Here is a 13,168-nt window from a genome sequence, read left to right on the forward strand (position 1 = left end):
AGCAGACCATGAATAATAAAATTTTTGTCAGCATAGCAAGTTACCGGGATCCGGAACTGATACCCACTATCAAAAATATGATAGCTCATGCTGCTGCTCCTGAGAATATTGTTATTTCAGTGTGCTGGCAGGCGGAAGTGCGGGATGTCTCTGTTTTTACCGATATCGGTGCTACGGAAATTGATTCCGGGTCAGATAATCCGGATATTTTTCGTCTTGATTATCAGGGGGCATTACTGCATGTTCACTACGTACATATCTATAATGCCAGAGGTGCCTGCTGGGCACGTTACTGCGCTGAGCAGGCATTTAATCATGAGGATTACTTTCTTCAGATAGACTCGCATTGCCGGTTTATTCTAAACTGGGACAAAGAAATTATTGATTATTATCTTGGATTAAGTAAAACAATTGAAAAGCTGGTTGTCACCGGCTATCCGCCCTCATATACCCCGGCAACCGAAGATAAAGAGGAAGTACTCGGCACCGGTACTGCCAGAATGGTATTGAGCGGATTTCATGACAGTGATATCCCGTCATTTAAGCCTGTCGCAATCACTGATCAGACCCGCTATGAAATAGGTTGTTTTGTTGCCGGTGGTTTTACATTTTCGGTCGGAGATTTTCCTGTTGATGTTCCCAATGATCCCAATCTGTTTTTCCTGGGTGAGGAAATATCAATGTCTGCCAGGGCTTTTACCAGGGGATATAATGTTATTTATCCGGAAAAAATCTTTGTCTGGCATTATTATACCAGAGAGGAGTGTAATAAAATCTGGGGAGACCTTAATCAGGAATCTGTTGAAAAAAAACTGGTAAAAAAAGGCTGGTGGGAGTGGGATTTAGTATCCAAACAGCGAGTCAGATATCTGTTAGGCATAAAAATTGATGAGGATATTGATCTCGGTAAATATTGCCTCGGAAATGCTCGCTCTCTGGAACAATTTGAATATCTGACCGGAATTTATTTTCGTGAACAGTTAATTGTTCCGGAACTGATTAAAGATCCAAAACCTGCTATATTCAGCGAAATTCCGGAATCCCGGGATGCCTGGCTGGCCCGGCTTTATTCTCCGTTTTACCATGCGGTCACTATTGATAAATCAGAACTCGCTGCTAATGATGACAATGTTGATTACTGGTCATTAGGTGTATTTACTGAAGATAACCAGCTGATTGCGATGCAGCGACTGACCACTGAAGAAATGGCTGAACAGGAATCCGGTGATAATAAAGAAAGCTATAAACTTGAAATTAAACTGAAAGATAAACCCCATCTTATTCCTAAAAAACTCAGGCTGGCCCCCTTCTTTACCGACTGCGGCTGGGGAGAAACGGTGGAGAAAATATGGTAAACAGTCAGGAAGTCTTTAATAAAATAATGTGTATTGATGCACTTATTGATCTGGAGGCTATTATCCCCTCTTTATCTGAACTGCAGATGAATTTATCCACTGCTGTTCAGCAGTTCCGCGACTGTCTGGAACTGGAAGATCCCTATTTTGAACATTCTGAGAATTTCTGCCGTCTGCTCTGTGTTTATCTGGATAAAATTATCCTGAAATATACGGACAGCCAGCAGCTTTCCTGGGCACCTTATTTACTGGAAAACTATTTTTACGGATTTGATCGTGAACCTTTTGATGTTGCAGAACAGCTGACATTCTTTTCATCCGCAAAACGTAATGCTGTTTTTTCACCGGCTTATCAGATGGCGCTGCGGCTGTCCGGATTACCGGAATATAAAACTGTACTGAAACCTGTGGTTCCGTTGTTTGAAAAACGGCTGCCAACGCTGCCTGTGGCTGAACCTGTACCGCCGGCACCGGAAATACCTGAAGCCACGGAATATCCGCCGCCGGTAAGTTACCGGACAGTCAATATGCCGCTTATTTTTGCTGCAGAGATCCTTTGCCTGATATCGATTCTGATTTTTGTCTGGCTCTATATTCGCGACACACTGGATACCCTGATTTAAATGAAAAATTTTGCCGCTGTAAAAAAATGGCTGATAATTTTATTCACTCTCCTTGTGCTTATCCAGGCAGGGCTGGCTGTTTATGATAAAGCTCATCTGTTTATCTGGCTGAGCGGATTATGTATTTCACTTTTCATCATAGCCGTTATTTCTGCTGTCCGTCTCAGAGAACATAGCGGAGTCACTGTTCATGATGATGATGAGCCGGATACCACAACGGCACCGGAAATCGTTTTTATTCTCGGCCCTTATGCCAGAGCCTGGTTCAGCCGGCAAAATGAGGATGATACCCTCCGGTTTGATAACAGAATCATCTGGATGCTGATCAATAAGCCGGATGATATTCATAAACAGGTTGAGGCAATCAGCCGGAAACACCGCCATTATCAGATTAGTGCTATCTTTCCGGTATTACCGGACGGCAATGATTCCGATGCCCTTTTGCTGAATAAATTACAGGGCTGGAAAAACTCATTTTCCCGTAATCAGTTTGAACAGGAAATTCCGTGCACATTAATTATTTATTCACGCCTGAGCAACCAGCGATTTGCTCATGATCCTGATAATGCTAACTGGGTCGGGCAATTTAATCTTTATGATACAAAATCCCGGTTGTTACGCGATGAAATAACTGTGCTGCGCAAAGAACTGAATACCGTTTATCTGCAACCGCATGCCGTTGCAGTAAAGCACCGCAATGCACTGGCACTCGCCACCCTGAACTGGCTGGACGAAGCCGGCCTGATGACAGAAATAGAATCTCTGTTTTCGGAGAGTGTGCTCAGTTTTACCAATCTGATGTTTTCTGATTACGGAAACGGCCCGACCCGTCACGGTGCCTGGTCCCGCTGGATCCAGAAAAAATTTACGCTGCTGCCGCGGATATCCTCTTATCTCACGCTTCCTCCATTACCGGTCAATACCGGGGAACCGCCACCGCATATCAGAAAACAATCGGTTGAAATGACACCGGTCCCTTATCAGAAATTACGCTACTCGTTACTGTTTATTCCGGTACTGATAGCCGGTGCAATCGCAGGCAGTCTGCTCTGGTCACTGGACTTTAATATTCAGCGTACCGCAACAGTCAATAATCTGGTCGCTGAATTTGATGCAACTCCGCCCAATGCATTACAACAGCGTGTTGCTCTTATTCAGCAGATGAAAAAATTATCTGATGCGATTGCACATCATGATAAACCGTATTTCTTTATCATCGAACTGACACCATCCGGGATATTTATCAGTAAACTGGATAAATCAATTACAGAGTTTTCCCGTAGCCCGCTCTATGTGGCACATGATAAAAATATTGTTTTTGATATCGGCAGTTCACAGTTAAAGAATGAAAGTACAGAATATCTTATGCCGGTACTGACATTTATTAAACAAAATCCGGATATGAAAATTTTAATTGAAGGTTATACCGACAATACCGGCAGCGATAAAGTTAATATTAATTTGTCACTGAATCGTGCAGAACAGGTAAAACACTGGTTACAGGAATCCTCAGGATTTCCTGACACTCACTTTGTTACCAGGGGCTTAGGTGCCCAAAATCCGATTGCAGAGAATGATTCTCAGGATGGCAGAGAAAAGAACCGCCGTGTTGAAATCAAAATTTATCAGGAAAATCAGTAATTATATATTTTGAGGGTGATTATTTATGAGTAAGAATAACGAGTACATTATTCCTGAAGGCAGCTTTATTACATCAACGCCTGACCTTGATAATACAATCAACATTCTGATTTACCGCGATCCTACGCTGAATGAATATAATATTATTGTTCACCGGGCATTTCTGGATCAGGATGAAACGGTTGAGGAATTCTGTGAAAATGAAGTCACGAACTTTACCCGTGATTTACCCGGTTTCCAGGAAGAAGGTAAAATGATCACCCATGAACTGGGACCGATGAAAATGAAAGTGGTGCAGATTGCCAACAGTTATCTGAAAGAAGGTGAGAGACTGCAACAGGTGCAATCTCTGATTAAGCTGCCTTATCATAAAGATACCAACCCGAATAATAACCGGCTGATTATCTTTACCCTGAACCGTACCGGTGAATTTACGGAATATCAGCGTAAGCATTATGTTCGTGTGTTAAACAGTTTTACACCAAATTCAACCTTTGGATTGCTGGGCTGATATTTCTCCCCTATTTCAGTAATAGGGGAGAAATTTACTCTTTACGCGTTGGCCATATCTCTTCCGGTGGCCTTTTAAAATGGCATTCCCTATCCATGATTTCGTGTTCAATATTACTGACTCCTGTCATCTGATAACCAACACAAGGATAAATAGCATACCAGCGATCCGTTTTCATTAACGTATTCCAACTGACATCCGGGCAACAATAATTTCTGTCTTCTTTCCGGATAATAGCCCTGCATCCCACGATACTGATTTAAGACTATCAAAATAATAATTTATCCTTTCCGGGGATTCATCATCATTACCCGTGGTTATAATATTGTTTATCCGGAAAAAATATTTGTCTGGCATTACTACACCCGGGAAGAGTGCAATAAAATATGAGGTGATCTCAACCAGGATTTGGTTGATAAAAAAGTAGTAAAAAAAGAATGGTAAAAAAACCGCCCTGAAACGGGCGGCTAAAGGATATTACAGCAAATAACCGGACAGATTATTTTTTGTTTTTAAAATCAATGACCATACGACCGGTAAATTTGCCCTGCTCCATCTCTTCAAAGATGGCATTAATATCTTCAAGCGGACGCATTGCCACTTTCGGTACCACTTTGCCTTCGGCACCAAAGCGGAATGCTTCTTTCAGATCTTCACGGGTTCCCACCAGTGAACCGACAACCTCGATACCGTCCAGTACCAGACGCGGAATGCTCAGATCCATGGTTTCAACCGGCAGACCGACCGCCACAACACGCCCTGCAGCACGGACACTGCCGACCGCCGAGTTAAATGCGGATTTAGCTACTGCGGTAACGACCGCTGCATGCGCGCCGCCAAGGTCTTTCTGAATGATTTCATCGACATTATCAGTTTTCGGATTCAGGGTCAGATCAGCCCCCATCTCTTTTGCCAGTGCCAGTTGTTTATCATTGACATCAATGGCGATCACTTTGGCATTAAAGACGTTTTTGGCATATTGCAGCGCCAGGTTGCCTAATCCGCCAAGGCCGTAAATCGCCAGCCACTGGCCCGGTTTGATACCGGAAACTTTAATCGCCTTATAAGTGGTGACACCGGCGCAGGTAATACTGCTTGCTGCGGCTGAATCCAGGCCATCCGGCACTTTTACCGCATAATCAGCGGTGACAATGCACTCTTCCGCCATGCCGCCATCCACGGTATAACCGGCATTTTTAACTTCACGGCAGAAGGTTTCTTTGCCGCTGTTACAGTATTCACAATGGCCGCAGCCACGGAAAAACCATGCCACACTGGCACGATCGCCGACTTTCAGTGAAGTGACGCCTTCCGCGATTTCAGTCACCACACCAATACCTTCATGCCCGAGGATCACACCGGAAACATCACCAAAATCGGCATTTTTCACATGCAGGTCAGTGTGACACACGCCACAGCATTCCATTTTCAGCAGGGCCTCTCCATATTTCAGAGGACGTAATGTTTTCTCTTTGATTTCTACGGTCTTATTTTTTGCGACAACAGCTGCTTTCATAGTTCACCTCAGTTATGGAACAACAGAAAAGTTATGTTCAGTTCAGCAACATAACGACCATTAACTGATTTATTCTAGCGTGAAATACGGAATAATACTGCACTCTGAATGCCAATCATTTCAACTATCATTAATAAGAATTATTGCATTCAGAGTGTATCAGCCATTTCCGGTTACAGACGGGATGCCGGATACAGTGGTGCCGGCAGCGGCTCGCGGAGGTCATTTTCAACAGTACCGAACCGGGCATCACCATTGTTCCAGTCACTGACAGCCCGCTGCAGTGTCTGTACATCGTAGCCGACAAAATTCCACCACATCATTATCCGTTCCTGCACCGGTGTACCGCCCAGCAGCAGCAACCGCGAGCCTTTCATCAGTGTCAGTGTGACAGAGGACAACCCTTCACCGACATACACCAGCTCATCAGCAGTATAAACTTCGCCGCGGTACGTCAGCTGTCCTTCCAGCACAAAGAAGCCGTATTCAAAATCCGGCCGGGTATCCAGTGTGGTTTGTGTTGCCTGCTGTGCCAGCAAATCCATGCCGATCAGCGGAGAAAAATGCAGAACCGGCGAACGGTGATCACCATATTCGCCGGTCAGTAGTGTGAAACTCACCTGGTCGTGATGCCAGACAGGTAAATCAGGATAGTGGTCAAAGCGTGGCGCGATAGTACTGTCCGCCGGAGGTAAGGCAATCCAGAGCTGGGCGGCATGCAGACGGGCGTTTCTGCCGGCGGAATCTTCGGTATGTGTGATACCGCGTCCTGCAGTCATCAGATTCACCTGCCCCGGGCGGATAATCTGTTCTGACCCGAGGCTGTCCCGGTGCAGCACCTCACCTTCCAGCATCCAGGTGAACGTTTGTAAGCCGATGTGCGGATGCGGCCCGACTTTCATGCCATCATCCCCTTTGAAAACCGCCGGACCGGCATGATCCAGAAAACACCAGGCGCCTATCTGACGGCGCTCTTTTACCGGTAATGCACGGGATACCGGCACACCGCCGACATCTTTAATCCGCGCGCTGATACGCTGGGGTAAGACCTCTTGTCTGTCTGTCATGGTGTCACCTGCCTTGTCAGTGAGAGAGTACCGTCAGCAAGCGGACGGCTGCCTTTAGGTATCAGTATACTGTTAAGTATTCACATGACAAATAAAGAGAAAGCCCCGTATATCACACTGTGATATACGGGGCAGACTGGCAGGATCAGCGCTCGCGCAGAGCTTCATTAGCCCGGTTCAGCGGTTTGACCAGATAACGGAGAATCGATTTGCTGCCGGTTTTAATATCCACTTCCGCAACCATCCCCGGGAAAATCTGAAACTCTTTACCCGCTTTATTAATCAGCACATCACGACTGGTGCGGATCAGCACGCGGTAATAGACATGATCACGCTGAATTTCATCTTTCAGCGTATCCGGGGAAATCAGGATCACTTCCCCGTCCAGCCCGCCGTAAATCGCATAGTCATAGGCCGTGATTTTGACCAGTGCAGGGTCATTCAGACGGATATGCGCGATATCCTGCGGGGATATTTTTGCCTCGACAATCAGCTGATCATCCAGCGGAATAATATCCATGATTTTCCCGCCCGGCGCGATAACCCCGCCGATGGTATTCACTTCGATATTTTTTACAATCCCGCGTACCGGAGAGACGACTTTGGCGCGCTGTAAAGCATCATCCCGCGCCCGCATAACGGATTCCAGCTCTTCCAGCTCTTTATTGACTTCCGCCAGCTGTTCCCGTGCATTCACCACATATTCGTTACGCAGCTCCTGCTTTTTACTTTCCAGCTCAGAAATAGTCCGCTTCAGGCGGATTAATTCCACCTCACCCGATGCACCGGATTTCACGAGGCGCTGCAATATCATCTCTTCACGGCGGTAAAGCGCGAGGGAGTCAGAAACCCCTTTGACAGACTGCTCCAGACGCTCTTTGCGGGACTTGTACAGACGCTGTTCGGCATTCACCAGTTCGGTATCCTGCTTCACATCATCCGGAATGACAAACGCCCCGGAAGAGACTTCCGCCGTCAGGCGTGCTGCTTTGATACGGTTTGCCTTATAGCGGCTGCGGCTTTCATCCAGTGAGGATTCAAACCGGGTTTCATCCAGGTAGGCTATCACCTGGCCTTTCTCAACAATCGCCCCCTCACGCACTTCCAGTGAGGCGAGGATCCCGCCCTCAAGTGACTGAATCACCTGTTCACGGGATGACGGAATAATTTTGCCCTGCCCTTTGGTTATTTCATCAACATCAGACAGTGCCGCCCAGATAAGCAGAATGATAAAGAAACCGAGGATCACTGCAATCAGCCGTGCCAGACGCGGCAGGCTTGGTTCGTGCTGACCGCCGTAGAAAAACGGCACGCCCCGCAGATTGGTTTCCGGCTCCTGCTTCATGGCCTGAGGATTTAATTTTTTCATCTCAGTTCTCCGCCTTTGCCGGTGCATCCGGGCCGGACATCAGATTTTTAAGCACCTCATCACGGGCACCGTCCAGCGCGATCCGTCCGTTGTTCATCACGATAATCCGGTCGGCCAGCTGCAGAACACTGGTGCGGTGAGTGGTGACAATCAGGGTTTTATCCTGAGACCAGGTTTTCAGCCCGGCGATCAGCTTCTGCTCTGCGATTTCGTCCAGTGCGGATGTCGGTTCATCCAGCAGCACGATATTCGGATTGGTCAGGATAGTACGGGCCAGCAATACTGCCTGGCGCTGGCCGCCGGATAACCCGATCCCGCCTTCCCACAACACACGGCCCAGCCCCTGCGGGCTGCTGCTGACCAGATCCGCCACCCCGGCTGTCTGCAGTGCCCGGATAATCTGCGCATCGTCTGCTTTCGGTGCCCCCAGCGTCATGTTGTCGCGCAGTGTACCGTGCAGCAGGCGGGAATTTGCCCCGAGATAGCCGATATCACGGCGGACATCATAAGGATCTATCGCCGCCAGATTGATACCGTCCAGCCGTACCTGTCCGGCTACCGGATCCAGTAAGCCGCTCAGTGCATAAAGCAGGGTGGATTTCCCGGAGCCGTTACGGCCGAGAATCGCGATTTTTTCGCCGGGACGGATAGTCAGCGAGCCGATAGTCAGTACCGGACTGGCCTGCAAATCATAGGTGATCGCCACGTTTTCAAATTCGTAATGACCGGTCAGTGACGGTTTGTGAACGAGCCGGGTGCCGTACTGCGCATCCACCGGTTTTTCCATCAGTTCATTTAGGCTTTTCAGCGAGACTTTAGTGGACTGCCAGCGTGCCAGAAGACCGGAGATTTGCGCCATCGGCGCCATCATCCGCGAACTCAGAATCGATGCCCCCAATAGCGCACCGGTGGTAATCGCTCCGTCCATCACCAGGAATGCCCCGCACAGTACCGTGACCGCAAACACCAGCGTCTGGATGGTCTGGCTCCAGGTCATCAGCCCCTGAGTGATAAATTTCACTTTCAGGTTGGTATCACCCACCTTCTCGTTCAGATAGTTCCATTCCTGCTGAAAACGCGGCTCTGCGCGATGGAATTTGATATCTTCCGCACACTGAACCGCCTCAATTAATGACGCATTACGCAGCGTGCTCTCACGCATTGCTTCATTGGCAAGAACTTCCAGTTTCGGCTGCAGCAGCAGGCCCGGCAGGATCATGACAAACAGAGCCACCAGCGGCACCAGTGCCAGCGGTCCGGCGATCAGCCATAAAATCACGAGAAACAGAAAGAAGAACGGCAGATCAGATGCGGCAGTGACCGTGGTTGATGTAATGGTTTCACGGACATTTTCCAGCTCTCGCAACTGAGACACAAAAGTACCGGTTGAGCGCATCCGCTCTTTCATCCGGATACGCAGCGCGTGGCCGAAAACGGTATCGGTGATTTTCAGATCCGCCCGCTTACCGATAAGGTCGATCAGCCGTACCCGCATCATCCGCATGGTGAACTCAAATCCCATCGCGATCAGAACACCAATAAACAGCACCAGCAGGGTCGGAATGGATTTTCCCGGAATAACGCGGTCATAAACCTGCATTGAAAACAGAATCGAACTCAGTGCCAGCACATTAGCCAGCAGTGCCGCGATCAGCACCGAAGTGAAATATTTGCGATCGCGCAGAACAATGTCCCAAAACCAGCTCTTTTTAAACGGTTTGATGTAGTCATCCACCCGCGCATCCGGCACGTTGCGTTCCGGCCGCGTCAGGATAACGTCACCGCCCTGTGTCAGTTTCAGCAGGTCATCCATCGTAACGTGGTTTTTGTGCTGTCCGCCACCCTGCAGGATCATCTGCACGCGACCGTCCGCAGAGATGCTTTCCGCATACATGGCTTTTCCGTCAGGGAGAGCCACAATAAACGGCAAATACCAGGGATTCAGCATCTCCCGCGTCAGCGGCACCCACGTCAGGGTCAGTCCGGTATTGCGGGCCAGGCGCTGAAGTTCAGTCCGGTGTTCTGTTCCGCTGCTGTAGGTAAAATTAACTCTGACATTCTCTTCCGAGACCGGCAGGCGATAATGGCGGGCAGCAAGCAATAACGCCTGCAGCCAGCTTTCACTGTGTTCGTTATTTTGTTCTGAAATCACCGGAGACTCCGAAGAGATTCATTGGATAATTGTAAACTTTCGCGGAAACGTCCTAACTGAGAGGAGCAACTGATGCTGGTTGCCAGATAGTCATATTTTGCTGCCGCATAATCGCGCCGTGACTGATGCCATTCCTGATCCGCATTCAGCAGATCAATAATGCTGCGCTGGCCGAGTGCCACATACTGTTCCTGATAAAGGCGGGTCACGTCTTTCAGCGAGAGGTTACGGGAATCGAGCAGCTTCATGCGCTGTTCCAGTTCATTCAGGCGGATTTGCTGATTGCGCCGGTTATTTTCAACCACGTTTTGCGTGTGCTGAATTTCCGCATTGGCCGCATTTTCCTGATAGCCGGCCATGCGCTGTTTGGATCCGCTGGTGTAAAAATTCGACAGCGGCACATTCACCGTCAGTTCAACACTGTGATCTTCCCGGCCGTAACGGTCGGTATCTTTTGCATCAAACCGCTGCTGATAGGATCCCTGTAATGCAATACCCGGCATAGACTCACGTTTGGCTGCCTCACGGTCACTTTGCGCTACCGTTAAACCGGCCCTTGCCACCAGCACAACCGGAACAGTGTTAAAATCAATATTCTGCGAATAGCACTGCCGGCTGTACATTGCGGCATCTATCGGCTGAGAGGAGAGCTGACCGACAGAAACCCCGGTCATCCGGTTCAGATTCAGGATCTGGTTTTCATGCTCGAGCTTCAGGGTATTGAGCTGTAACTGCGCGGTATCAAGGCGGGCTTCCGCCTGTACCAGATCGGCACGGGAAGCCGCACCTGCGGCAGTCCGCTCACGGGCCAGATCAGTAATATGCTGCACAGAAACCAGCTGTTCCTCTGCCAGAACGATATATTCCTGGTAACGTTTGATATCGAGATACAGCATTGCGGTTTTTTCCGCCACTTCATCGGCATTGACAAAAACACGCAGCAGTGACTGATCACTGCGGGCCGTAAGGGAATCTATCTGTGATGACACCCGGCCGAATGAATAGAGTAACTGACTGACACTGGCGGTGGTGACATAGCCTTTATCACTGTTATTCAGGCTGCGGGAAACACCGAGTCCCGGCTGCGGGTAATACTCAGTTTCTTTCTGATACACGGCTTCCAGCTGAGCACGGTACTGGTTTACCAGCCCGGAAAGCCCCGCATCCCAGTCCAGGGATTTGATCACCGCATCCTGTAATGTCAGGCCGCCGGGAAGGTTATTTTGTCCGGCTGCCGTGGCTGTTGCCGTACCGGTTGCAGCCGGTTGTGATTTCGGCAGGTTATTCTGAATCGAACGCTGGCGGATGATTTCTGTTTCAGATGCAACCGGGTCGCCGGTCAGCGGTACGAGCGGTGCCACTGAAGGGGCAGGCACAGACGCTGTCACCCCTTTTCCGGTAACCGGTCTGACATCCTCTCCGCTGTCCCCGATCAGTTCGGGTTCCTGTTCAGCTTCCATTGCCGCTCTGTAACCAAATACACCCAGTGAAACTGCCGCAGGAACCTGGTGTATATAAATACCGGTCATGATGACGGCCACAGAAAGATTGCGTATAAACCAATGTACTTTCACTGCTCAGACCTTATGCTGACTTATACCGGTGCAGGGGTATTTCCGGCCGGAATTATGATAATTACCACCATCCGGGCTGCCTGATAAAACAGCCGTCAGACTGATGAATGGCCCGGACGCTCAGCGGCATCAGAGGCACTGAGCGGAATAAGCAGAGAAAAAAGAATCTGTTCCGGGATAACTGCTGAACAGCGCTAGCTTATCAAAAAGCCGCAGGGATTTTTCGGTGATAGTAATAACATTAAATGTTAACGTCAGGCCAAATAAACTGTATAATAATCCGCAGGCAAATAAATATATGGCAATAATTTTTTATTACCGTTAATACATCAGCGTCCGCACATAAAGATCACAACATATTATTTTAAACAACAATAATGCCAACGAATTATTACAACAAAAATATCATTATACGATGAATAATATTTTTATTTTATTATCCATCGTATAATGATCAGTCTGAGAAAATGTTTATGACGTAATCACCGTCCGCAGTAATGTTTTGCTGCGTTATAAACATCTGTATTCGGGAATACTGACAGCTTTTCTACCTTACTGATATTCTCATTACGGGTATCCAGCTTGCGGGCGTAAATAATACGGTCATTCATCATATACACTTTGGAAAGCTGATGACCGGAAAAATTCAGGCAGTCCAGCGACCAGGTATCCACCACCCGGTTAAAAAACATACCGTTAGGCTTTCCTTTATCCAACATCTCAATTTTCTTATCACCGATAGTCTGAACCATGAACGAAAAGGTGATATTCAGTGTGCTGTCTATTTTCGGGTTTTCGTTGGTGAAAAAAAGACGGTATTCATTTTTCTGATCGCGGATACCGGAATCAACCCATTCGGTTCCTACCACACTGATAATATCACCGGCCACACCCGGTTGTGATGCGGCAACCGGTGCTGTTTTCACCGCCGTATTGACAGGCTCCGGCACTGATTTAAGCATTTTTTCTGCTGATGAAAAAAAGCTGACGGCTGACAATGATAATAAAAATACGCCATTCAGTATTATGCTGTTTGTTCTGTTCATAGGTATTCACACCTCTGTTTTATTTCTTCCGTGAAGCAGAGCTTATCCTTACCATAACCTGACAGGATAAATACAACAGATTACGGATAATCTGCATACAATTCAGAAAATACCATAAGAGTTGTAATATTAACGGTAATATAAAATACATATCCGGAGATTATTATTTTCGGTTATATTTACGTGGCTTTATTTATTTTTTTCCCGCCGAGAGAAATAATGCGATCTGCTGACTCTATCGTCGATTCGCGGTGAGCAATGATAATCCGCGTGATCGGTAATTGGCGGATCGCCTGATTGACGTAAGATTCGCT

General features: G+C 47.9%; 10 protein-coding genes. 4 read left to right on the forward strand and 6 right to left on the reverse strand.

The window, feature by feature from the left end; all coding sequences use genetic code 11:
• Positions 1 to 8 precede the first annotated feature (8 nt).
• Genes AB7038_RS11185 through AB7038_RS11200 form a run of 4 tightly spaced genes read left to right on the forward strand, consistent with a single transcriptional unit; the run spans position 9 to position 4,130 of the window.
• Positions 9 to 1,355 carry a GlcNAc-transferase family protein gene (locus tag AB7038_RS11185; protein WP_369453321.1) on the forward strand — a complete coding sequence of 449 codons (1,347 nt, stop codon included), beginning with the start codon at positions 9 to 11 and terminating at the stop codon, positions 1,353 to 1,355.
• Positions 1,349 to 1,978 (forward strand): hypothetical protein, encoded by a 630-nt coding sequence (locus tag AB7038_RS11190; RefSeq protein ID WP_368890296.1) that lies wholly within the window; start codon positions 1,349 to 1,351, stop codon positions 1,976 to 1,978. The genes AB7038_RS11185 and AB7038_RS11190 overlap by 7 nt, the downstream gene beginning before the upstream one ends.
• Complete coding sequence (locus AB7038_RS11195; RefSeq protein ID WP_369453322.1) at positions 1,979 to 3,619, forward strand: OmpA family protein; 1,641 nt, start codon at positions 1,979 to 1,981, stop codon at positions 3,617 to 3,619.
• Positions 3,620 to 3,644: 25 nt separating this feature from the next.
• Positions 3,645 to 4,130, forward strand: a complete 486-nt coding sequence (locus tag AB7038_RS11200) for a DcrB-related protein (protein ID WP_072869712.1) — start codon at positions 3,645 to 3,647, stop codon at positions 4,128 to 4,130.
• Between the two features lie 499 nt (positions 4,131 to 4,629).
• On the opposite strand, the gene adhP is transcribed toward AB7038_RS11200, so the two are convergent.
• From adhP to AB7038_RS11230, 6 genes are all read right to left on the reverse strand, one after another.
• On the reverse strand, positions 4,630 to 5,646 hold the full coding sequence (gene adhP / locus AB7038_RS11205) for an alcohol dehydrogenase AdhP (protein ID WP_072869700.1): 1,017 nt from the start codon (positions 5,644 to 5,646) through the stop codon (positions 4,630 to 4,632).
• A gap of 173 nt (positions 5,647 to 5,819) precedes the next feature.
• Positions 5,820 to 6,713, reverse strand: a complete 894-nt coding sequence (locus AB7038_RS11210) for a pirin family protein (RefSeq protein ID WP_368890294.1) — start codon at positions 6,711 to 6,713, stop codon at positions 5,820 to 5,822.
• Positions 6,714 to 6,858: 145 nt separating this feature from the next.
• Entirely contained in the window at positions 6,859 to 8,058 is a 1,200-nt protein-coding gene (locus AB7038_RS11215; RefSeq protein WP_440590467.1) for an HlyD family type I secretion periplasmic adaptor subunit, read from the reverse strand.
• Between the two features lie 25 nt (positions 8,059 to 8,083).
• A complete protein-coding gene (locus tag AB7038_RS11220) occupies positions 8,084 to 10,234 on the reverse strand; it encodes a type I secretion system permease/ATPase (protein ID WP_369453325.1) in 2,151 nt (716 codons plus the stop codon).
• Positions 10,231 to 11,763 (reverse strand): TolC family protein, encoded by a 1,533-nt coding sequence (locus tag AB7038_RS11225; protein ID WP_369453326.1) that lies wholly within the window; start codon positions 11,761 to 11,763, stop codon positions 10,231 to 10,233. The genes AB7038_RS11220 and AB7038_RS11225 overlap by 4 nt, the downstream gene beginning before the upstream one ends.
• A 527-nt stretch (positions 11,764 to 12,290) precedes the next feature.
• Positions 12,291 to 12,770: a hypothetical protein gene (locus AB7038_RS11230; RefSeq protein WP_369453327.1), complete on the reverse strand. Its 480-nt coding sequence runs from the start codon at positions 12,768 to 12,770 to the stop codon at positions 12,291 to 12,293.
• Positions 12,771 to 13,168: the final 398 nt, after the last annotated feature.

It is taken from the genome of Morganella morganii (assembly GCF_041099235.1).
GTDB lineage: Bacteria > Pseudomonadota > Gammaproteobacteria > Enterobacterales > Enterobacteriaceae > Morganella > Morganella morganii_E.